Origin of the sequence: Microbacterium galbum (assembly GCF_032464915.1) — a bacterium.
Taxonomy (GTDB): domain Bacteria; phylum Actinomycetota; class Actinomycetes; order Actinomycetales; family Microbacteriaceae; genus Microbacterium; species Microbacterium galbum.
The window spans coordinates 1,060,755-1,082,392 of sequence record NZ_JAWDIS010000001.1 but is presented as its reverse complement, the minus strand read 5'-3'; the positions used below and the strand labels follow the sequence as shown (position 1 = coordinate 1,082,392).

Sequence of the window (21,638 nt, the reverse complement as noted above, 5' to 3'; positions counted from 1 at the left end):
CTGCCAGGATGCTCGACGCACCGTTGCTCGCGGGCGCCGTGGGTGTCGTGGTCGGCGCGGTCCTGACCCTGGCCCTCGTGTCGGCCCGGCGCTTCGCGCGCGGCTCACGCGATCTCGGCAGCGACGTCGACCGCGCCACGCACCGCACCCTGCACGTCGCCGCGGCCGCCGCGGCGGCGCTGCGCGGCGGCCGCGACGAGCCCGACGCCGAGCGTGCGGCCACGCACCTGCGCGCGCTGCTCGGAGCGGATGCCGTGGCGATCGTCGAATCGGGGGCCGACCGGGTGGCGCTCGACGGATCCGAGGCGCTGGCGACCTCCGCGCGCCGCATCGCCGCACGGGTGTACGACACGGGACGTCGGCAGGTGTTCTCCGAGGAGGGCGGGTCGGCGGTGGGCGCGCCCATCGTCGTCGACGGACGGGTGTGGGGAGCGGTCGTCGCGTTCGCCGACCAGGCGCGAGGCCCGCTCGTGCGCGCGACCGGTGACGTCGCCGACTGGTGCGCGGCCCAGATCGAGCTCGCCGGCCTCGACGCGTCGCGGGCGGCGTTGGCCGAGGCGGAACTGCGGGCGCTGCGCGCGCAGATCAGCCCGCACTTCATCTACAACGCCCTGACCGCGATCGCGTCGTTCATCTCGACCGACCCGCCGCGGGCGCGCGATCTCGTGCTCGAGTTCGCCGACTTCACGCGGTACTCGTTCCGTCGGCAGGGGGAGTTCACGACGCTGTCGGAGGAACTGCGCAGCATCCACTCCTACCTGGAACTGGAACGGGCGCGCTTCGGCGAGCGGCTCACCGTGCGGCTGCGCATCGCCCCCGAGACCCTGGCGACCGTCATCCCGTTCCTCTCCGTGCAGCCCCTCGTCGAGAACGCCGTTCGGCACGGGCTCGAACCCGGTGAGGGCGGAGGAGTGCTCACCGTGACCTCGATCGACGACGGCACGCACACCGAGGTGATCGTCGACGACGACGGGGTGGGGATGGATCCGCACGAGCTGGCGGCGCTGCTCGACCTCGACGCGCCGTCGACGCACGTGGGGCTGCGCAACGTCGACGCGCGTCTGCGCCAGCTGTACGGGCCCGCGGGCGGCCTCGTGGTCGAGACGAACGTCGGCTCGGGCACCTCGGTGCGTCTGCGCGTGCCCAAATCGCAGCCGCTGCACGAGACGGCGCACGCGTGAGCGTCGAGGTGCTCGTCGCCGACGACGAGGCTCCGGCGCTGCGCGAGCTCGCGGCGCTGCTGTCAGCCGACCCCCGCGTCGACGTGGTGCACACGGCGAGCGGCGGCGCGGAGGCGCTGCAGGTGCTCGAGCGGGGAGGAGTGGCCGTGGCCTTCCTCGACATCCACATGCCCGGGATCTCCGGATTCGACCTCGCGCGAGCCCTCGCGGCGCTGCGCGTACGCCCGGCGGTGGTGTTCGTCACAGCCGACGACTCCGGAGCGGTGCGGGCCTTCGACCTCGAAGCGGTGGATTACGTGCTCAAGCCCGTCCGCGTGGAGCGGCTGTCCCGCGCGCTCGGGCGAGCCCTCGCCACCGGGGTGGGCGCCGATGCGGCGGACGACGAGACGATCCCCGTCACGGTGGGCTCCGCGACGCGGTGGGTGCGACGGGCCGAGGTGCGCTGGGTGCAGGCCAACGGCGATTACTCGCGGCTGTACACCCCGACCGGCGATCACCTGGTGCGCGTGACCCTCTCGGAGCTCGCCGACCGCTGGGCCGACGCGGGTTTCGTGCGCGTGCACCGGTCGTACCTCGTCCATCGCGACGTGGTGCGGGAGGTACGTCTGTCGGGAACGGCCCCCACGGTCCTGCTGGGCGACATCGAGCTCCCCGTCAGCCGCCGCCTCGTCGCGGCCGTGCGGGAGGCGATGCGGCGATGACGGCGCAACCGGTCGCGGAGGAGCGACGGGAACGGCGGATGCCATGAGTCCCGACCCCCGTCCGTTGCCGCGCGTGCGGGTCACGGCATCCACCGCCGGTCGTGTCGCCCGGCCGCTCACGCGCGGGTTCGCGCTCCCGGGTCGCGTGGCCGACGAGGCCGACGCGGTGTTCTCGCGCGGTCTCGTGCGCGCGCAGCTCCGCCTCGCTCTCGCGTGCGCGACGTCGTTCGTGGTGATGGCCGCGGCGCTGACGGGGGTCATCGCGGCCCTGCCCGCGCTCGGAGACCCGGTGCTGTGGGTGGTCCCCCTGTCGTGGCTGCTGCACGCCTACGGCTTCTATCCGCTGATCCTGGTGTTCGCCGTCATCTATGCGCGAGCCGCAGCGCGCAACGAACGGCGTTATCGGCAGCTCGCCGACCCCGGGGAGGCCGGATGAACCCGGTGTTCGATCTGACGGCGGTCGGTCTGCTCGTCGTGGTCACCGCGGTCCTCGGGTTCGCCGGAATCCGCACCTCGCGCACCCGCAGCGACTTCTTCGTCGCCTCGCGCAGCGTCGGGAGCGTGTGGAACGCGTCGGCCATCAGCGGCGAGTACCTGTCGGCGGGCACGTTCCTGGGACTCGCGGGGCTCGTGCTGCTCTCGGGGGCGGAGGGCTTCTGGTTCCCCATCGGCTACGCCGCCGGCTATCTGCTGGTGCTGCTGTTCGTCGCGGCTCCCCTCCGCCGCAGCGGCGCCTACACGATCCCCGACTTCGTCGAGGCGCGCCTGGAGTCCCGCACCGTCAGACGGGTCACCAGCATCGTCGTCCTCGTGATCGGGTGGCTCTACATCGTGCCGCAGCTGCACGGGGCGGCGCTCGCGCTGGGCGTCGTGGCCGACGTCCCCCCGTGGACCGGCGGGGTCGTCGTCGCGGTGCTGGTGGCGGCGATCGTCGCCGCGGGAGGGATGCGGGCGATCACCGCGGTGCAGGCGTTCCAGTACTGGCTCAAACTCACGGCGCTGCTCGTACCCGCGGTGTTCCTGCTCGCGGCCCTGTCGGGCGGCGGCCGCGAGATCGACCCGGTGCAGGTCTTCCCCGCCGAGAGTGGACCGGGGGCGCTCGACGTGTACGCCACCGCGTCGCTGCTGCTGGCCCTGCTGTTGGGCACGATCGGCCTGCCGCATGTGCTCGTGCGGTTCTACACCAGCCCCGACGGGGCGTCGGCGCGGCGCACGACGGTGGTCGTCATCGTGCTCATCGGGGCGTTCTACGCGGTGTCGTCGACCATGGGGCTCATCTCTCGCGTCGTCGCCCCCGATCTCGCGCTCCCCGGGCTGGCGGACACGGTCGTGCTCGCCCTGCCCTCGCGCCTGTTCCCGGGGCTCGTCGGGGAGCTGCTCACGGCCCTGCTCGTCGCGGGCGCGTTCGCGGCGTTCCTGGCGACCTCGTCGGGGATCGTCGTCTCGCTCGCCGGGGTGGTGAGCCAGGATCTCTTCGGCGGCGGGGTCAGGTCGTTCCGTCTGTCGGCGGTGCTGTGCACCCTGGTGCCGCTCGCCGTCGCGCTGCTGACCGAGCCGGCCGGCCTGGTCGCGAGCGTCGGTCTCGTGTTCGTCTTCGCGGCGTCGACGTTGTCGCCGGTGCTGCTGCTCGGGGTGTGGTGGTCGCGTCTGACCGCGCGCGGGGCGGTCGCGGGCATGATCGTGGGGGCCGTGTCGTGCGGCGCGGCTCTGGTGGCGGGCGGGATGCTCCGCGGCGCGGGCGGGTGGGCGGTGGTGTTCACGCAGCCCGCGGCGTGGGCGATCCCGCTCACCACCGCGGTCATCGTCGGCGTGTCGCTGAGCGACCGCGGGGGCGTGCCGGTGCGCGTGGAGCGCTACCTCGCCCGGTTGCACACGCCCGATGCGTGAGGCCCAGGGCGGATGCCGCGGGTCGGGACCGCGGCGATCCTCAGCCGCGGGCGCGGTGGCGCCGGACGGCGGCGCGGTTCGCGCAGCGCACCGAGCAGTAGCGCTGACGGCCGTTCCGCGTGACATCGACGACGACCCGATCGCAGGGCTCCGAGGCGCACCGACCGAGGCGGTCCATTCCGCGGGTGACCAGGTGCAGTGAGGTGCCGACCGAGATGACGGCCGCGAGCACGCGCGGGAGCGCCTCGTCGCTGTCGCGGTAGTGCAGGTGCCACCCCTCGCCGTCGTGGTCGGTCAGGCGCGGGAAGGCCGCGACGGCCGCCATCTGCGCGTTCAACATCGCGGCGCGGGCCGCCGGGTCGGACTCGTCCACGACGCGTAGCCAGTCGTCGATGACCACCCGCGTCTGCGCATGGTCGTCGGATGCCACGGGGAAGCGCATCGTCATCCCCCTCTCGATCGTCCGCTCCTCGATCCCCGCGCGGTCGTCCGGCCAGTCGTTCGCGAGCGAAGCGGCGAGCAGGACCGCGTACTCCCCGTAAGGGTTGAGGTGCATAACGGCATTACATCACGCTGGTTCCATGACCGCCTCCCGAACCCGATCGGCCGCCGCTGCGGCATCCGTCCACGAACACGGCTGGATCACCGCCTCGGTGCACGCCACGAGCGTCGGTCACGTGCGCTACGTGCGCTGTGCGGGGTGCGGCGGGTGGCGCGTGGATGCCGATGTGGCGACGGCGGCGCCGCCCGCCGCCGTCTCGCGTGTCGTCGTGTGAGGCGCACGGGGCCGGCGTGCGCCGTCGCGGCGTCGGACGTCCCGCGGCGCTGTGCGGCGCCACCCGTCGGCGCCGTCCGCACGGTAGCGTCGATGAAGACCGTCGACGGAGGACGCATGGATGCCCTGACCCTGATCGCCACGATCGCGGGAGCGGTGCTGGCGATCGCGCTCGTGCTGCACGTCTGGTACGCGATCGGCCTGTCGCGCGTGCTCGCCGCGCACGGCGGCGAGCCGTGGCGTGCCTGGGTGCCGCTCGTGAACGAGGCGGAGGTCTTCCGTCTGGGCCGGCTCGACCCGGTGCGTGCCGTGCTGCTGATCGTGCCGTTCGTGAACGTCTACGGGCTCGTGCTCAAAGCGACCGCGGCGAACCGGATCGGCGAGGGCAGCGGTCGCGGGGCCGGAGCGACGGCGCTCGCGGTGGTCCTGCCGCCCGCGTGGGCCATGCTCCTCGCGCGGACCCCGCAGACGGCGGATGCCGAGGCGTCGGCTCCCGCGCAGATCACCGTTGCCGAGTCGGCCCGTGCCGACGAGGCCGACGGGCCCATCGCGGCGGTGCCGGGCATGCCGACCGCCGCAGCGACCACGGCGCCTCCGATGCCTCCCGCCGCCGGAGCAGGAGCGCGACGCGCCGCCTCGGAGCACGATGAGCCGTACGCGCTCCCCGTGCTGCCGGGGCCCCGCGAGATCGGTGCGGACGGGCCGGCGGCCGACGTCGAGCAGACCGCGTCGACGGCCCTCGACGGCGAGGTGGCGGCGACAGCGGCTCCGGCGACCGCGGCGCCTGCACCCGCCGCGCCGGTCACCGCCGCTCCCGTGACGCGGACTCCGGATGCCGGGTCGACGCCATCGGACGCCTCCACCGCAGCTCAGGCGGAGGCGGTCGACGCGCACCTCGGCGACCCGACCGGCGACCGCGTGTCGGAGACCACGGATTCCACGGCCGAACGCTCGGCCGGTCGCACTGACCTCGCCGCTCCCGTCGACGAGTCGACGCAGACCGCCCGTCCGCGTTCGCGCCGGCGGGGGGAGTGGACCGTCGCGCTCCCCGACGGTGCAGCGGTGGCGCTCACGGGTCGCACGGTGGTGCTGGGACGCAAACCCTCGAACGCCGACGAGTCGGTGCAGTACGTGGCCGTGCACGACGACAGTCGCACGATGTCAAAGGAGCACGCCCGCCTCGACTGGACCGTCACCGGCTGGACGATCACCGACCTCGACTCGACGAACGGCGTGACGCTCGTCCACGATGACGGACGCGTGGAGCGGCTGTCGGGCGGCGCCACGGCTCCGGTGCCGACCCGCTTCCGTCTCGGCGACGCCGGTCTCGAAGTGCGACCGGCGGCGGGCTGAACCCGGCGCGACAACGTCCGCGGGTCGATGCTCGCGTTTGCGGAGGCGCGCGGCCGAGCCGTCGCGTGCGCGCCGCTGTGCGATCGCGCCGTCACCCGCTGGCGCGACCGCGCCGTCGCCCGCTGGCGCGATCGCGCCGTCGCCCGCTGGCGCGATCGCGCCGTCGCCCGCTGGCGCGATCGCGCCGTCACCCGCTGGCGCGATCGCGCCGTCGTCCTCAGTCCGTGGCGGTGTCGTCGCCGTAGAGTCCGCGCCCGGTCGGCGCCGGACGGCGCGCGCCCGTGTCATCGCGGCGACGACTGACGAAGACCGCCATCGCGCCGATCGCGCCCAGCAGCACCAGCGCCCCCGCACCGATGCCGGTCGCCATCGTGATGGCCGCGGCATCCGGACCCGGGCCCACCGTGATGCTCACCGGGGCGGGCGTCGCCGTCGGGTCGGGTGAGGCGGACGACCGCACGAAGGGGTTCGAGGGTCCGCGCAGGCCCGATCCCGGGACGAGCACGAGGGCGTCGTAGGGCTGCACCACGCCCCATCCCGAGGTGTTGGACCGCGCGTCGGGCTGCCCGCGCACGGCGGTCACCTCGAGGCGGTACGCCCACTGGTCGGGCGTCTCGTCGGGATGCGCGGACGCGACGAGCGCGGCGGCGGCCGAGACGTATGCGGCCGCGTAGCTGGTCGCGGGGGCGTCGCCGGCCACCACGCAGTCGCCGCCCTGCGGCCACGACGAAGCGATCGCCTGGCCGGGCGCCGAGAGCTTGACGTGCGATCCGCGGATGCTCGCACTGGTCACGGCGCCCGACGTATTGGTCGCGGCGACGCCGATCGCGCCGGGGAAGCCGGCCGGGTAGCGCACGCCGTCCTTGTCGTCCTCCTCGACCGCGGCCTCCGAGTCGCGGTTGCCGGCGCTCGCCACGACGAGGCTTCCCTTCTCGCGCGCGTAGGCGACGGCGGAGGAGAGACCGCCGTCCTCGGCGGTCGTGCTCATCGAGACATTGATGATCTGCGCGCCGAGGTCCGCGGCGATCCGGATGCCGTCGGCCATGCGCGCGGTGTTGGGACCGAACCCCGCGTCCTTCAGCTGGTCCGACGTGCCGGCGAAGACGCGGATGGGGAGGATCTTGGCATCCGGGGCGAGACCCTGCACACCCGACTTGGAGATGACCTGTGCCGCGATCTGGCCGGCGATCACCGTGCCGTGGCCGTAGACGTCGGTGCGGGCGGTGGAGTCCGTGCCGTCGGGCACGAGGTTGATCCCGGGGAGCACGGAGGCGTCGAGGTGCGGGTTGGGCGCCACGCCGGAGTCGACGACGGCGACCACCACCCCCGCGCCCTTGGTGATCTCCCACGCGGCCGCGCTCTGCAGTTCGCCCAGGGCGGGGGGTGTGTCGGGAACGCGCGTCGAGGCGAGGCACGTGTCCTCCGAGGCCGAGAGCACCGGACGCGGCGCAAGCGGCGCGGCGTGGGCGGTCATGGGCACCGCGGCCGCCAGGAGGCCCGCGACGAGCGCGACCGCGCCGAGACGCGCGGCCCCGGCGCGACGGATCACTTCGCCTCCGGGGTGCGCTGCGCCGCGCTCTCGCTCAACGACGGACCCGTCGCCATCAGGGCCGTCCAGCCGTCGGGGATCGAACCGATGTCGTCGGACGAGTAGCCCAGGCGGGCGATGGTCTCGTCGTTCGCATTCGGGAGCGGGTAGGCGGTGCCCGTGGCATCCACCAGGGTCAGCACGCTGGTGTTCTGGTCGCCGCGCCCGCCGGCGCGGACGAGCGCGCCGTGGCTCGGGTCGACCCGCACGCCTGGCGAGACGGCGGTCGAGGTCGACTGCGTGGCCAGGGTCGAGACCGCCTGGCTCTCGGCGCCCTCGGCGCCCTCGAGCACGGCGCAGGGACGCTGACCGCTCGGGACCGTCTCGAAGCCCGTCGACGGCCACTGGTCGCCGATGCCCTTCGAGGCCGTCGCGAGACCGCGGATCTCGCTTCCGGTCACTTCCGTGACCTCGCCCTTCAGCGCGCTGCCACTGCCGAGCTGGTACAGCTGCCACGCGAGCGGAGACAGGGTCTCGAGCACCCCTCCGGTCTGCACGAGGAAGCGCTCGTCCTCGGGGGCGCCCGCCTGGCGGACCACCTGACCGACGCGCAGCGAGGTTCCCGAGACGCTCTCGCCGTAGTTCTTCAGGGTGATCGGGGTGAGCGCCGTGCCCGCGGTGAACAGGTCGAGCCACGACGCCGGAACGGTGACGGGGTCGAGCGCCGAGATCCCCGCGGCGCGCAGCACGGCGTCGGGATCCTCACTCGACACGGCGAAGCTCCGCTCGCCCTGGATCACGTGGAGGATGCCGTCGACCGAGACCACCACAGCCCGATCCGGCGCGGGAGTGGGGCCGGTGGAGGTCGAGACGCGCACGTCCAGCGCCGCGTCGTCGGACACGCAGGCGCTCCACCCCGTGTTGACGAGGCCGGATGCCGGCGGAAGCTCGTCGGGTGCGCCCGTGATGCCGAGGGTGTCGCCGACGGGGGTGCCCGCGAGGGTGGCCTGGTCGGTCGAGATCACGCCGTACTCGTTCGCCGGCAGCAGCAGACGCGCGCTGGCGGTGTTGATGACGGGGTGAAGGGTGCCGTCGACGGTCACGAAGCGCGCGCCGGTGTCGGAGACCAGCACGAGCTTGCCGTTCTCCCACCCGGTGGGCAGGCCCGGCCGGATGAGTCCGTAGAAGACCCCGACGAGGACGACGATGACCGTCAGCGCGATCGCGGCGATGACGGCACGCAGGGGAGCGGTCGGCTGCAGTTCCTTGCCGCCCGGGGCGCCGCTGACGAAGGCGGTGAGAAGGCGGCGGCGCGAGAAGTTCTGCGCCTCGATGAGATCGCCCTTGGTGGCCATCGCGTCAGGCCAACCCGGACGAGATCACCGCGAGCGGCAGCAGCGCCGCGAGCACGAGCAGCTCCGCGGTGTCCGCCACGCGGATGAGGCGCAGGCGGGTCTTCGGCGCGAGCAGGGTGATCGTCACGACGCTGACCGTCGCGACGAGCAGGACGACGAGGATGCCGACGCGCAGACCCGGCTGGGCGAGCGAGGCCACGACGCCGGCGACGACGAGCCCCAGGATGCCGGTGGCCATGACCGTCAGCACACCCGAGCGCGCGTAGGTCTGCCGCGAGGGGAACATCATGCCGGCGAAGGCGAGGGCGCACACGAGTGCGCCGGTGGCGTTCTGCGCCGCGACGAGGGGCGTGGCCACGATGATCGCCACGGCGAGAGCCAGGCGCAGCGCGATGAGGATGCGCTTGCCCTGCGCGACACGGGCGGCGATGTCGTCGGCGTCGATCGGCTGCGGATCGGCGAAGATCTCGACGTCGTTCTGCGGGGAGGCCACGCGGAGGCGGGTCGTGCTCATCGCGAGCCACGGGAGGGCGCCGGCGAGCGTCGCGACGATCCCGACCATGAGCGTCCACACCGTCGGGGCCGGGAAGAACGCGGCGAGCGTGCCGGTGACGCCGAGTGCGCCTCCGGCGACGAGCGGGGTGAGCTGGAGCTCGGCGCGGTCGCGGGTGAGCGCCAGAGCGACCCCGGCGATCACGAACGCCCCTCCGCCGGCGGCGGCGAGCGGCCAGCCCCACATGTCGAACGAGGCGGGGATCGCGAGGAACCCCGCGACGGCGGCGAAGACGGATGCCGCCATCCCGAGCCCCTGGCCCGCCTCGCGCTGACCGAGCCGGGCGACCACGGCCGAGACGACGAGCAGCACGAGGGCGCCTCCGCCGGCCACGAGCGCCCCGAAGGGCAGGGCGCGGCCCGCCGCGAGCAGCAGGACCGCGCACACCCCGAGCAGGGCGAGGCTGACGGCCAGCGCGGTGCGGGCGTTGTCGCGGGTGGTCCACGGACGGTTCTGCTGGGCGGTGGCGTCGATGACCGCCTCGACGATGTCGTCGTAGACGCGCGGCTGCGCGACGAGACCGCCGCGGACGAGCGTAAGCACTTCGCCGTCGACGATGCCCTGCGCCGAGGCGCCGAGCGAGGGGTCGATAGTGGATCCGTCGGCGCGCTGCAGGGCGTAGCCCGCGGACGTCATCGAGGCATCGAGCACTCCGAGCGAGCGGGCGAACCCGGGCAGGAACTCGATGACCGGCACCTGGGCGGGGATGGCGATGTCGAGCCGGCGCCCCTCGCTCTGCACGGAGAGTCGCAACAGCGCTCGTGTCGCGTTCATGACGTCAGCCATCCGCGGCCCCCTCTTTCCGGACCGAAGCCCCCTGCGGTCAGACCTCGAAATCCTATCGCCGCGCGTCGCGGCGGCGGTCGAGCGCCGTGCGGTGATCCCTCACCGCCGAGCCCTCGGTGTCGATCGCCCGGCGGTGAGGGATCAGCGCAGAGCGGTCACTGGAACCGCGCGGCCGAGGCCCGGTCGGCCGAGACGTAGTCGTCGGCGATCGAGTCGGTGGCGTTCGAGATGCGCGACAGGGCGTCGCGCATCTGCTCGAGCGTGGCGCTCCACTGCTGCTGGGCGTTGTTGTAGGCCACCTGCGCGGTGCCCTCCCACCCCCCGCGCAGGCGGGCGACCTCGGCATCCAGTCCGCCGAGGGCGGCGTCGATGCGGGCACTCTCGGATCGCAGCCGCGCGGCGGCGGCGTGCAGTGCTTCGGGGGTGACGCGGAGATCGCCCATGTCACTCTCCTCCGAGCAGCGAGCCGAGGCCCTGGATGGTGGTGCGGTGCTGCTCCTCGACCGCCTCCTGGTCGCTCGCGGTCGCCCGCAGGGCGGCGCTGAGGGTCACGAGCACGTCGTTCAGGCGCGTGGCTCCGGCCGTCCACTCGTTCACGAGCGCGTTGTACGAGCTCGCGGCGTCGCCCGACCAGTTGGCGGCGAGCTCGTCGAGCTCGGCGAGCACGCGGCGGGCGCTGTCGCTGATGTCGGCGTGCGCGCCCATCACCACTTCGGCGCCACGGACGAGCGCGCCCTCTTGGGCGGAGATGCGATCAGACATCGTCTTCTTTCTTGTCGGTGAAGGTCATCGGGCGACGCGGGTCACTCGTCGCGGCCGCCGGCCTGGGCGTTCTCGGACCGGGGACCGATCTGCTCGTCGTCTTCCATGCGCGGAGCGATCGGACCCGCGAGGCCGCGTGCCTCGTCCTTCTTGCGCTCTGAGCGAGAGCCGGGGCCGCCCATACCGCCCACCCCGCGCGTACCGGCACCCGCGGTGCGGCCGGATGCTGCGGCGGCACCGGACCGACCGGCACCGGCCGCGCCGGTGCCCGGGCGACCGTTCGCCGCGCCCGCGCGCCCGCCGGACGCGCCTGTGGTCGAGCCGCCCGCCCCACCGATGCCACCGGCGCGCGTGCCCGCAGCACCGAGGCCGCCGGCTCGTGCACCCGCGCCGCGCGCGGTGGAGTTCGCCGAGCCCGTTCCCGCCGCGCCGAGCCCGCCGACGCCACGTGTTCCCAGACCGCCGCCGGCGCCGGGGCGTCCGAGCAGACCGCCGGAACGCGCACCGCCGGCGCCACCCGCGCCGACCGATCCGCCCGCGGGGCCGCCGAAGAGACGGCCGCCGGGTACGCCGGGAGCACCCGCGCCGCCACCGATGCGTCCGAGCGCGAGCGCTCCTCCGCCACCGGCGATCAGGCCCGCGCCGAGACCCGATCCGAGCCCCGCCCCGGGGCCGCCGGGGGAGCCGACGAGCCCGCCGCCGCCGCCGGGGGCCGTCGGGATCCCACCCGGGAGGGTGGGGCTGCCGCTGATGGGGCCGTCCGGGGTGGGGTCGGGCGGGACGTTGCCGATGTCGATCGGCGGCTGCCCTCCCGGCGTCTGGCCGGGAGGGTTCGGGAACGGCCCGTACTCGCTCGGGGGAGGCTGGATGCCGCCGCCACCGCCACCGCCGCCGCCGCCGGGAGGCAGAGCGATCTCGCCGCCGCCGTTTCCGCCGCCCGGGCCACCGCCGGACACGTTCCAGTCGGGGTACGACTCGAAACTCCGTTGCTGCGATCCGTACCCGCCTTCCGGTACCTCTGTCTTGGTCGGCGGGAGGGCGGTACCCGAGATCACCACCGACGAGAAGGTCGGCGGCGGGTCCAGCTTCACGGCATCCATCTCACCGGAGTGCGTCTCGACCGCGGTGCGTGCGGCCTCCTCGCGCTGCGATGCCATGTAACCGTTGATCGCGCGGCTGGCTCCTTCGCCGGCCAGGAACGCGACCGGCCCGAACACGATCGACGCGCCGGCGGCCGCCCCGCGGACCATCGCTTCCTGGTTGCCGTTCATCTCGCCCGGTGGCAATGACGCCGCCGAGTCCCGCGCCCGGCGACGCACCTCATTCGCGTCGATCAGACGACCGTTGACGTGCTCACGCAGATACGTGATGTGCTCGCCGATCTCGGCGGCTGACGTCGCGAACCTCTCACGCGCCGCGTTTCCGGCATCTCCGTCGATGCCGGTGTCCTTCGACGCCGCATCGAGGACCTGCCTCAGAGATTCGAGGGCATTGGCGAGCTCGAAACGGGTGGGCATGTCCCACGGAACGCCACCCTCCGCGAGGTTCTGAAGGCGCTGCTCCCACGTACCTGTCACGGCGTGTTCCCCTTTCCGGCCTTGCGGCGTCGGGTGATGACGATGAGCACGATCACGACGGCGGCCACCACGAGGAGGATGCCGATGCCGATGACGGCCCAGATGACGAGTGATGCGATATCGAAACCGGATGACGGTGGTGCGGCGTCTTCGTACTGGTCCGCGCTGCGGGGTACGGTCACCGGGACGAAGCCATCGGTCTTGGCCGTGTCGATCTGCTCCTGCGTCGGTGCACCCACGGGCTTGCTCATGAGGGGCGACTCGTCGGGGAAGGTGGTCGGATCGACGCTCAGCAGGGTCGGGAGCCACGCGGCCCCGTACCCGTAGCCGTCTTCGGTGCGGGCCGGTTCGTGCTGCGTAGCGTTCGTGGTCGCGATCAAAGAGTGCACGAGCTGATCGCCGGTGGCGTCGGGGTATTTCTGCGCGGCGAGGGCGAGCATGCCCGCCACCATGGGCGCGGCGAACGACGAACCCACGGCTGCGCGCGACGAGTTCCAGTCGCCGTCGACCCCGACGGTCGGCAGATTGACGCCCGCAGCGACGACATCGGTCTTGGGCACGACGAAGGGCTTGCCGGCCCCGTCGGTCTGCACGGCGCCCTCACGGTCGATGGCGGTGGCGGCGACGACACCGTTGAAGCTCGCCACGTCCGTACCGCTGTCTACCGCAGTGTCCGCGTTGGGTGTGCCCACGACGATCGTCGCCCCGCGCGCGAGGGCGTACGCGATGGCCGGTGCGTCGTTCTCGTACGCTCTCCTCTGAACCGACGTCGTGATGATCTCGGCGCCGTCGTCCACGGCCTTCTTCACCGCGTAGCCGAACATCGAGACGTCGTCGTCCGTGTTCGGGCGGCAATAGTCCTCTTCCCGAAGGTCGAGGGTGCCGTATCCGTAGAAGGTCACGTCGGCGTCGGGGGCGATACCGCGAATGCCGCTCGCGCCGGCGCCGTTGCCGATGAGCAGGGCGGCCATCGTGGTGCCGTGAATGGAGGGTTCGGTCGCCGTCTCCGACACCGGTTCGGTGCGGGACTCGCAGAGCTGGGTGTCGCTGACGGTGAGGTTGCGGCCCTCGAAGATCGGCTGGCCCGGATCGATCTGTGCGTCGATGACGGCGATCTTGACGCCCGACCCCGTGATGCCGGCATCGTGCGCGGCCTGCACCTGATACGTGTCGTACCACCAGTCGTAGTCGCCGCCGGCTGCGGCCTGGGCGGTCGGTGCGACCCCCGCGATGGCGAGGACGCTGATCGCCAGCGCCCCACCCGCCGTGCGCAGGGTTCGAAGGCGGCGTCGTGTCACTGGGGTGCTCCGCCGAGAGCCGAACGGACGCCGGCCGCGCCGCCGGTGGGTGCCGGCTGAGCGGGTGCCGACTCGGGCTGCGACGCCGACTCGACGAGCGAGAGCGCGTTCTGCGCCATCGCCGAGCCCGACGTGTCGGTCTCCTGAAGTGATTGCGCGGCCTGCGAGAGGGCGTCGGCACTTCCCGCGATGGTCTGACGCAGCTTCTCGACCTCGGCGGCCACTTCCTGCGCGCACTGGCGCACGCGCTGTGTCAACGCTGCCGCCGCGGGCTCCGTGCCGTTGCCGTCGACGATCTCGATGGTGCCCGAAGAGGGGATCTCCTCCGGCACCTGCGTCAGCTGCAGAACGCGCTGGATGGCGAGGTCGAGGTTGAGGAAGATCGAGTCGGCCATGGGGGATCACTCGTTTCTCTGTGATCGGGATGCGAAGGGGGAATCCGCGCGTGACGAGCGCGCGAGCCCAGAGAACCGGCGGCCGCCGCAGCGACCGCCGGTCCGGGGTGGCTCAGGCGAAGCGGCCTGCGGCCGACTTGTCGGTCGAGGTGTAGCCCTGGGCGATCTCGTCGGTCTTGCCGGCGATCTGCTGGAGCAGCTCGTTCAGGCGGGTGATGGACTGCGTCCACTGGGCCTGCGCCTGGTCGTAGGCGGTCTGCGCCTCACCGTCCCAGGAGGAGCGCAGGGCGTTGACCTGCGACTCGAGCTCGTCGAGACGGGTGCGGATGCCGGAGGCGCCGTTGCGGATCTGACCGGAGAGGGCGATGACCTGCTCGGGACGAACGGACATGGACTGCATGAGAGTTCCTTCTTTCGTATCGAGCGGGTCAGCCGAGCAGCGAGCCCAGGTTGCCGATGGTCTGCTGGTGCGACTCTTCCGAAGCCGCCTGGTCGCGCTCGGTGCCGCGAAGGGCGTCTTCGAGCGTGACGAGCACGTTGTTGAGCTTGGTGGTCTCCTCGTTCCAGCGCTGCATGAGCTGCGTGTACGAGCCGGCCGCAGCTCCCGTCCAGAAGCCGGCCACCTGGTCGAGTTCGGTGCGGACCTTGCGCACCTGCTCGTCGATGCCCGACTTCGCGGTGTTGACCGCCTCGGCCCCGCGACGAAGCGCACCCTCCTGGGCTGCGATGAGATCTGCCACGTTGTCTCCTCGATGTTCCTCCGGGGCGCGCCCGGGCGTTGCGGATCATGTCTGCACGCACGGGATTCGGCCCCGAGCGCGGGATCGATGGAGTGGCCGGAGCCCCCCACCGGCCTTCGAACATACGTAATGCTCTGCGACGCGACAACCCTCTTGCGCATTTTGAAAGATGACAAAACTCTCATGTTTAGTCCCGGTGATGGGTGGAAACGTGAGACCCGCCTCCGTGCGGGCGGATACGCTGGTGCGGTTGAGCCGGCCCTCGGGTCGGTGGCGCGAGAACGAGGGGGACCGTTGAGCGCGGAAGTGATGCAGGGGCGACGCGTCGCCCTCATCGACGGCGCGTCGAGATTCGACCTCGTGGTGCCTCTGCGTGCCGAGGTCGGAGACGTCCTGCGCGCCGCGGGCACGGCGACCGAGCGGGATGTGCGCGTGGTGGGGCTCTCGGGTCGCGAGATCGACCGCTCGACGGCGATGACCGCGCTCGAAGACGGAGTCGTCCTCGTGCTGGTCGATCCCGCCGCCACGGTCGAGTCGGCTGAACGCCGCTCGACGCGGGCGCCGATCGCCGCGCGGGCGACGGCCGTATGGATGGTGCTCGCTGCGGCGGGCGGCATCCTGGCCTTCCTCTGTCTGCTCGACGCCGTCGCCCTTCCTGCCGACGTGCGCGCTCCCGTCGCCGCCACGTCCTTGCTCGCCGCTCTCGCCGCGGCCACGGTCTTCTCGCTGCGCGCGCGGCCGCGCACGCCGACACTCGCTCCCGTCGTGGCCGTCGCGGCCCTCGCCTTCGGCGGGGGAGTGGCGATCGTGCCCGACCTTCCGGCCTCGTCGGCGCAGGTGGCGGTGTTCACGGGTCTCCTCGCTGCGGCCGTCACCACCGGAGTCGGCGGAGTGATGGGGGCGACGCAGACCCTGCGCGCGCAGAGCCGCACCGCGACGATCGTCTCCGCCATGCTCGCGGCCGTGTGGGCGCTCGCGCTCCTGCTGCACCTCGACCCCTCGGCCCCGGCCGCCGTGACCCTCGGGCTCGTCCCCGTCGCCCAGCGGATCCTGCAGTCGAGCCTCGTCGACGTCGAACCCGGCACGTTCATCGACTACGGACGCTTCCAGAGCACCCGATGGACGGTGCGGCAGAGTCTGCCCGACGAGGTGCGCACGATCGAGGCCGATGACGCCGACGCCCTCGTCGAACGCTCGACCGCCCGGCTCACGGTCGGCGTCGTGCTCCTGGTCGCGGCGGGAGCCGCCAGCGCGTTCACCGCCCTGCCGACCTTCGCGGTCGCCGATCCCGTGGTGCTCGGCGGGCGCATCGCCCTCGCCGTCACGGTGGTGCTCGCCCTGCTGCTCGGCTCGCGCAAGAGCACGGTGCCCTTCCTCCGGTGGGTGGCCCGATTCGGCGCCGCCGTGGTCCTGGCGGCCGTCTTGACGGCGCTCGTGCCCACGATCCCGTCCGACATGCTCGTCGTCGTCGCGGGGGTCATCCTGCTCGCGGCCCTCGCCGTCGCGCTCCTGGTGGTCCCGGTGGGACGCGGCCTGCGGTCGTTGGGATGGTCGCGCACGGGTGACGTGTTCGAGGCGCTCGCGACGGCCCTGTCGCTTCCGGCGGGCATGCTGGCCGCCGGAGCGATCGAGGTCGCGCGTGCGATGATGGCGACATGACGCAGTCGCCGCCGTTCGGCGTGCCCGCGACGGTGGGGGTGCGCATCGGCGCCTTCAGCGTCGACGCCGCCCTCGTGGTCATCGCCGCCGGCGCGGCATCCCTCCTCGCCTCGCCCGTCCTCGGTGCCGCGGTCGCCGCGGAAGCCCTGCTGGGCCTGTGGATCCTCCAGGCGCGCCGCGGCTTCGGCCCGGGTGCGTTGTTGTTCGGCCTGCGCACCTCGCGTGCGGAGGCGCCGCTCGTGCCCGGTGCGGGAAGGGCCTTCGTCCGCGGGTCGCTGGTGCTGCTCGGGGGTCTCGTCCTCGTCGCCGGAGCCTGGGTCGTCGTCGCCTCGGCCGGGTTCGACCGCTCGGGCCTGCGGCGTTCCTGGGCCGACCGCGCGGCCGGTACCGTCCTGGTCGCCGCTCCCCGGGATCGGCAGGATCAGGATGCCGACGGCTCCTCCGCCCTTGCCGAACCCACCGTCCACGCGCGCTCCTCGGCCGGCCGCGAGCCGCTCCGCGTGTCCGCCGCCGCCGCGGCGCTGCCGACCGCGCCGGCGTGGGACACCCCGCTGCTGGCCGTCGATGCTCCGGCCGCGACCGATGCCCCGGCCGCCGTCGACGCCCCCGCCGCCGCGGGCGGGCGCACCCCCGCGGCCGCACCGCCCGCGCGGGCGGCCGAGGAACCGGTGGTCACGGGTGCCGTCGGACGCGCGCAGCTGCTCGTGGTCTTCGACACCGGACAGCGCGCGCAGATCGACCTGCCCGCCGCGGTCAACTTCGGGCGCGCCCCGGTCGCGACGGAGCCCGCAGACGTGCTGATCGCCGTCGACGACCCCGACCGTCTCATCTCCAAGACGCACCTGCGCCTCGAGCACGACGGCGAGACCGCGTGGGTCATCGACGCCGGTTCCACGAACGGCTCGGAGCTCATCGACGACGACGGAGCCGTCCACCCCCTGCAGCCCGGTGCGCGCACCCTGCTCGAAGACGGCACCCGGGTGCGTCTGAGCGAGCGCGTGTTCACCCTGAGCCGACTGATCGGAGGTCCGGTGTGAGCACGGGCCCGCGTATCGCCCCGCCGTCCCTGCCCAACGGGCGGGTCGTGCTGCAGCCGCCGCCCGAGCTCGTCCCGAGCGAGGGCGGCAGCGGCATCCTGACCTCCCTCCTGCCGATGCTCGGCAGTGTCGGCGCGATCGTGATGGTGACGATCTCCAACAGCGGACCGACGGGCTTCCTCATCGGCGGCATGTTCCTGCTGTCGTCGCTGGGCTTCGTGGCGGTGAACGGCTGGCGCCAGCGTGCGCAGCGCAATGCCGAGGTGCTCGGCAACCGGCGCGAGTACCTCGCCTATCTGTCCGAGCTGCGCGAGACCGTGCGCGTGGCCGCACGCAAGCAGCGCCGCCACGGCGGGTGGATCATGCCCGCCCCCTCGGCCCTGCCCTTCATCGCCGAGGAGCGCTCGCGCGTGTGGGAGCGCCAGCCCGGCGACGAGACGTTCCTGCTCGCCCGCATCGGCGTGGCCGATCAGCCCCTGAGCCTCACCCTCGAGGCCCCCGAGCTGCCGCCCCTGGCCCAGCTCGACCCGGTGGCCGCCTCGGCGGCGCACCGCTTCATGCTCACGCACGAGATCCAGCGCGATCTGCCGCTGGGCTTCCCCCTCGGCGAGTACGCGCGTATCGAACTCGTCGGCCCCGACGAGGAGGCCGTCCGCAGCCTCGCCCGCTCGCTCGTGGCCTCGGCGGCCACGCTCCACGACCCGGAGGACGTCATCATCGCCGTCCTCGCCGGACCCGCGCAGATCGGCGCATGGGACTGGGTGAAGTGGCTGCCGCACGCGATGTCGTCGCGCGTGCAGGACCGACTCGGACCCGCGCGCATGATCGCGGCATCCCCCGACGAGCTGATGGACATGCTGCCGGCCCAGCTCGCCTCGCGCGCCCGCTTCACTCCCGGCGGCGGGGTCACCCCGCACGTCGTGCTGGTGATCGACGGGGTCGAGTCGTCGTCGAACGCCCCGTTGACCGGGCTGGAGGGCGCGCAGGGCGTCACCGTCATCGACCTCCCCACCCGCTGGGACGAACTCGACGACCCGACGGTCGCTCGCGTGGCCCTCGCGGACGCCCCGGTCGCCGTCCGTACGCGGCGCGGCGAGGCCGCCCCCGCCACCGCGCCGGCGGAGTTCATCGATGGCGCCGGACGCGCGCAGTCCTTCGTCCCGGATGCCATGACCGTCGCCGAAGCGGAGGCGACCGCGCGCCGCCTCATGCCGCTGCGCCCCGCCCCGATGGTCGTCGTCGACGCCCCCACGACGCAGGGCCAGGCGGAGCTGACCGAGCTGCTCGGTCTGCCCGACGTGCGCGCGGTCGACTTCGATCAGGCGTGGACGCCGCGCCTGGAGCGCGATCGCCTGCGCGTGCCCATCGGTCAGGAGCCCTCGGGCGCGCCGCTCGTGCTCGACCTCAAGGAGTCCGCCTCGCAGGGCATGGGCCCGCACGGCGTGATGGTCGGTGCGACCGGATCGGGCAAGTCCGAGGTGCTGCGCACCCTCGTGCTCGCCCTCGCGATGACCCACTCGCCCGAGCAGCTCAACTTCGTCCTCGTCGACTTCAAGGGTGGAGCGACGTTCGCGGGGATGGCCGAGATGCCGCACGTGTCGGCGGTCATCACGAACCTCGGCAGCGAGCTCGCCCTCGTCGACCGCTTCCAGGACGCCCTGCAGGGCGAGGTCGTGCGCCGCCAGGAGCTCCTGCGCGCCGCGGGCAACTTCGCCAACGTCGGCGAGTACGAGGCGGCGCGGCGCGGAGGACGCACCGACCTGGCGCCCCTTCCGGCGCTGCTGATCGTCGTCGACGAGTTCTCCGAGCTGCTGACCGCCAAGCCCGAGTTCGTCGACAGCTTCCTCAACATCGGCCGCGTCGGCCGCTCGTTGCACGTGCACCTGCTCCTGGCATCCCAGCGCCTCGAAGAGGGCAAGCTCCGCGGCCTCGACACCTACCTGTCGTACCGGATCGGTCTGCGCACGTTCTCGGCATCCGAGTCGCGCACCATCATCGGCACGCCCGACGCCTACACGCTTCCGCAGGAGCCCGGCGTCGGCTTCCTCAAGAGCGACACCGAGAACCTCGTGCAATTCCGCGCGGCCTACGTCTCCGGGCGCCCGCGCGGCACGGCCGGTGTCGATGTCGCCGACCCCGCGTCCGTCTCGGGCGGTCCCGCCCGCGTCGAGGTGTTCACGGCCCTCGCCCAGCCCGACGACGACGGGTCCCCGGAGGAGATGGATGCCGCGCCAGCGGCCATCGCGGCCCCCGTGGCGGAGAAGCGCTCGACGTTCCAGATCGCGGTCGACCGCATGAAGGACCGCGGCCCCGAGGCGCACCAGGTGTGGCTGCCTCCGCTCGCGGAACCGTCGCCCCTCGATGCCCTCATGCCGGATCTGGCCGAGGATCCCGAGCTCGGACTCGTGTCGCACCGCTGGCGCAGCGCCGGCGCCCTCACGGTGCCGATCGGGCTCGTCGACATCCCGCTCGAGCAGCGCCGCGACCACTTGACCGTGTCGCTCGGTGGCGCCGCGGGTCACGTGGCGATCGTCGGCTCGCCCCTCAGCGGAAAGTCCACGCTGGCGCGGACCCTCGTCTCGGCCCTGTCCTTGACCGGGACCCCGCGGGAGTTCCAGTTCTTCGTGCTCGACTTCGGCGGGGGCGGCTTCACCGCGATGCAGCAGCACCCGCACGTGTCGGGCGTCGCGACGCGCACCGAGCCCGAGGCGGTGCGTCGGGCCGTCGCCGAGGTGGAGGCCGTGCTCGACGCGCGCGAGCAGTACTTCCGCCGCAACGCCGTCGACTCCATCGAGACGTACCGTTCGCGTCGCCGCGAGGGGCGCCTCGACGACGGCTTCGGCGACGTCTTCCTCGTCATCGACGGCTGGTCGACCCTTCGCTCGGAGTTCGAGCCGCTCGAAGCCCGGGTGCAGACCATCGCCGCCCGCGGTCTCAGCTTCGGCGTGCACGTCGTCGTCACCGCGAACCGGTGGCTCGAGATCCGGGCGAACCTCAAGGACCTCATCCAGACCCGCCTCGAACTGCGCCTGGGCGACCCGACCGACTCCGACGTCGACCGTAAGCAGGCGGCGAACGTGCCCGTCGGGCAGCCCGGCCGCGGTCTCAGCGCGTCGAAGCTGCAGATGCTCACGGCGGTGCCGCGCGTCGACGGATCCGACGACCCGGCCACGATCGCCGACGGCGTCACCGACATGATCGGCCGCGTGGCGGCGGCGTGGCACGGCGAGCCCGGCCCGAAACTGCGCCTGCTGCCGGAGAACATCACCCTCGACGAGGTGCGCGCGCTCACCGAGCCCGGCGACGGCCGCATGCTGCTCGGCATCGAGGAGGCGCAGCTCTCGCCCTTCGGCGTCGACCCCCGCGTCGAGCCGCATCTGTTCGTGTACGGCGACTCCGGAATGGGCAAGTCGTCGTTCCTGCGCGCGGTGGCGAAGGAGATCCAGCGCCTGTACACCCCCGCCGAGGCGAAGATCTTCGTCGTCGACTACCGCCGTGCGCTCCTCGGGGAGATCCCCGACGACTACCTCGGCGCCTACCTGACGTCGCACGACCTCGCGACCGGGGGCATGAACGACCTCGCGCAGTATTTCTCGACGCGCGTCCCCGGGCCCGACGTCACCCCGACGCAGCTGCGCGAGCGCAGTTGGTGGAAGGGGGCCGAGGGCTTCATCCTCGTCGACGACTACGACCTCGTCGCCACGAGCCAGGGCAACCCCCTCGCCGTCCTGCAGCCGCTGCTGGCGCAGGCGGGCGACCTGGGCCTGCACGTGGTGCTCACCCGGCGCTCGGGCGGCGCCAGCCGCGCGGCCTACGACCCGATCATCCAGCGGTTCACCGATCTCGGAGTGACCGGCATCCTGCTCGGCGGCAACCCCGAGGAGGGGGCGCTCATCGGCCGCGTCAAGCCGGAGCGCGCCGCTCCCGGCCGCGCGCAGATCGTGAGCCGGGAGCACGGGCTCGTGGCATCCCAGCTCGCGTTCTCGCCACCGACGCACTGAGTGCTCCTGTGCCGCGGCGTGCCGCGTGCCTCCTCCCCAGCCGCCCCGTC

At 73.0% G+C, this 21,638-nt stretch carries 20 protein-coding genes; 9 read left to right on the top strand and 11 right to left on the bottom strand.

The annotated features are described in order from the left end of the window. Nucleotides 1–8: 8 nt before the first annotated feature. The 4 genes from RWH45_RS05105 to RWH45_RS05090 are packed head-to-tail and all read left to right on the top strand — an operon-like array spanning nucleotide 9 to nucleotide 3,769. The gene (locus RWH45_RS05105; protein WP_315993800.1) at nucleotides 9–1,181 is read left to right on the top strand and encodes a sensor histidine kinase; all 1,173 of its coding nucleotides are present in this window, start codon (nucleotides 9–11) and stop codon (nucleotides 1,179–1,181) included. After that, nucleotides 1,178–1,882 carry a LytR/AlgR family response regulator transcription factor gene (locus RWH45_RS05100; protein WP_315993799.1) on the top strand — a complete coding sequence of 235 codons (705 nt, stop codon included), beginning with the start codon at nucleotides 1,178–1,180 and terminating at the stop codon, nucleotides 1,880–1,882. Before RWH45_RS05105 ends, RWH45_RS05100 begins: the two co-directional genes overlap by 4 nt. A 43-nt stretch (nucleotides 1,883–1,925) precedes the next feature. Continuing rightward, nucleotides 1,926–2,318, top strand: a complete 393-nt coding sequence (locus RWH45_RS05095) for a heavy metal transporter (RefSeq protein WP_315993798.1) — start codon at nucleotides 1,926–1,928, stop codon at nucleotides 2,316–2,318. Further along, nucleotides 2,315–3,769, top strand: a complete 1,455-nt coding sequence (locus tag RWH45_RS05090; RefSeq protein ID WP_315993797.1) for a sodium/solute symporter — start codon at nucleotides 2,315–2,317, stop codon at nucleotides 3,767–3,769. The genes RWH45_RS05095 and RWH45_RS05090 overlap by 4 nt, the downstream gene beginning before the upstream one ends. Before the next feature lie 40 nt (nucleotides 3,770–3,809). Here RWH45_RS05090 and RWH45_RS05085 read toward each other — a convergent pair whose 3' ends face one another. Beyond that, the gene (locus tag RWH45_RS05085; protein WP_315993796.1) at nucleotides 3,810–4,325 is read right to left on the bottom strand and encodes a CGNR zinc finger domain-containing protein; all 516 of its coding nucleotides are present in this window, start codon (nucleotides 4,323–4,325) and stop codon (nucleotides 3,810–3,812) included. A gap of 25 nt (nucleotides 4,326–4,350) precedes the next feature. Here RWH45_RS05085 and RWH45_RS05080 point away from each other — a divergent pair, with 25 nt between their 5' ends. Then, nucleotides 4,351–4,545, top strand: a complete 195-nt coding sequence (locus RWH45_RS05080; protein WP_315993795.1) for a hypothetical protein — start codon at nucleotides 4,351–4,353, stop codon at nucleotides 4,543–4,545. A 116-nt stretch (nucleotides 4,546–4,661) separates the two neighbouring features. Continuing rightward, entirely contained in the window at nucleotides 4,662–5,897 is a 1,236-nt protein-coding gene (locus RWH45_RS05075; RefSeq protein WP_315993794.1) for an FHA domain-containing protein, read from the top strand. Between the two features lie 217 nt (nucleotides 5,898–6,114). On the opposite strand, the gene RWH45_RS05070 is transcribed toward RWH45_RS05075, so the two are convergent. The 10 genes from RWH45_RS05070 to RWH45_RS05025 all read right to left on the bottom strand — a co-directional run bounded on the left by RWH45_RS05070 (nucleotide 6,115) and on the right by RWH45_RS05025 (nucleotide 14,891). Next, on the bottom strand, nucleotides 6,115–7,446 hold the full coding sequence (locus RWH45_RS05070) for a S8 family serine peptidase (RefSeq protein WP_315993793.1): 1,332 nt from the start codon (nucleotides 7,444–7,446) through the stop codon (nucleotides 6,115–6,117). Next, entirely contained in the window at nucleotides 7,443–8,780 is a 1,338-nt protein-coding gene (eccB, locus tag RWH45_RS05065) for a type VII secretion protein EccB (protein WP_315993792.1), read from the bottom strand. The genes RWH45_RS05070 and eccB overlap by 4 nt, the downstream gene beginning before the upstream one ends. A 4-nt stretch (nucleotides 8,781–8,784) precedes the next feature. Beyond that, nucleotides 8,785–10,119, bottom strand: coding sequence for a type VII secretion integral membrane protein EccD (eccD, locus tag RWH45_RS05060; RefSeq protein ID WP_315993791.1), 1,335 nt, complete (start codon nucleotides 10,117–10,119; stop codon nucleotides 8,785–8,787). Nucleotides 10,120–10,274: 155 nt separating this feature from the next. After that, nucleotides 10,275–10,562, bottom strand: coding sequence for a WXG100 family type VII secretion target (locus tag RWH45_RS05055; RefSeq protein WP_315993790.1), 288 nt, complete (start codon nucleotides 10,560–10,562; stop codon nucleotides 10,275–10,277). A gap of 1 nt (nucleotide 10,563) precedes the next feature. Next, nucleotides 10,564–10,881 (bottom strand): WXG100 family type VII secretion target, encoded by a 318-nt coding sequence (locus tag RWH45_RS05050; RefSeq protein WP_076673392.1) that lies wholly within the window; start codon nucleotides 10,879–10,881, stop codon nucleotides 10,564–10,566. A 41-nt stretch (nucleotides 10,882–10,922) separates the two neighbouring features. Further along, nucleotides 10,923–12,458, bottom strand: a complete 1,536-nt coding sequence (locus RWH45_RS05045; protein WP_315993789.1) for a hypothetical protein — start codon at nucleotides 12,456–12,458, stop codon at nucleotides 10,923–10,925. Then, a complete protein-coding gene (locus RWH45_RS05040) occupies nucleotides 12,455–13,756 on the bottom strand; it encodes a S8 family peptidase (protein ID WP_315993788.1) in 1,302 nt (433 codons plus the stop codon). The genes RWH45_RS05045 and RWH45_RS05040 overlap by 4 nt, the downstream gene beginning before the upstream one ends. Then, the gene (locus RWH45_RS05035) at nucleotides 13,753–14,151 is read right to left on the bottom strand and encodes a hypothetical protein (RefSeq protein WP_315993787.1); all 399 of its coding nucleotides are present in this window, start codon (nucleotides 14,149–14,151) and stop codon (nucleotides 13,753–13,755) included. The genes RWH45_RS05040 and RWH45_RS05035 overlap by 4 nt, the downstream gene beginning before the upstream one ends. Before the next feature lie 112 nt (nucleotides 14,152–14,263). After that, the gene (locus tag RWH45_RS05030; RefSeq protein ID WP_315993786.1) at nucleotides 14,264–14,551 is read right to left on the bottom strand and encodes a WXG100 family type VII secretion target; all 288 of its coding nucleotides are present in this window, start codon (nucleotides 14,549–14,551) and stop codon (nucleotides 14,264–14,266) included. A 28-nt stretch (nucleotides 14,552–14,579) separates the two neighbouring features. After that, nucleotides 14,580–14,891, bottom strand: a complete 312-nt coding sequence (locus tag RWH45_RS05025) for a WXG100 family type VII secretion target (RefSeq protein ID WP_055831852.1) — start codon at nucleotides 14,889–14,891, stop codon at nucleotides 14,580–14,582. Between the two features lie 294 nt (nucleotides 14,892–15,185). Between RWH45_RS05025 and RWH45_RS05020 the strand changes: the two genes are divergently transcribed. From RWH45_RS05020 to eccCa, 3 genes are read left to right on the top strand one after another with little or no spacing between them, the layout of a single operon-like run. Next, nucleotides 15,186–16,550, top strand: coding sequence for a hypothetical protein (locus RWH45_RS05020; protein ID WP_315993785.1), 1,365 nt, complete (start codon nucleotides 15,186–15,188; stop codon nucleotides 16,548–16,550). Continuing rightward, the gene (locus RWH45_RS05015) at nucleotides 16,547–17,587 is read left to right on the top strand and encodes an FHA domain-containing protein (protein ID WP_315993784.1); all 1,041 of its coding nucleotides are present in this window, start codon (nucleotides 16,547–16,549) and stop codon (nucleotides 17,585–17,587) included. The genes RWH45_RS05020 and RWH45_RS05015 overlap by 4 nt, the downstream gene beginning before the upstream one ends. Next, the gene (gene eccCa, locus RWH45_RS05010) at nucleotides 17,584–21,588 is read left to right on the top strand and encodes a type VII secretion protein EccCa (RefSeq protein ID WP_315993783.1); all 4,005 of its coding nucleotides are present in this window, start codon (nucleotides 17,584–17,586) and stop codon (nucleotides 21,586–21,588) included. Before RWH45_RS05015 ends, eccCa begins: the two co-directional genes overlap by 4 nt. The last annotated feature ends 50 nt before the right edge of the window (nucleotides 21,589–21,638 follow it).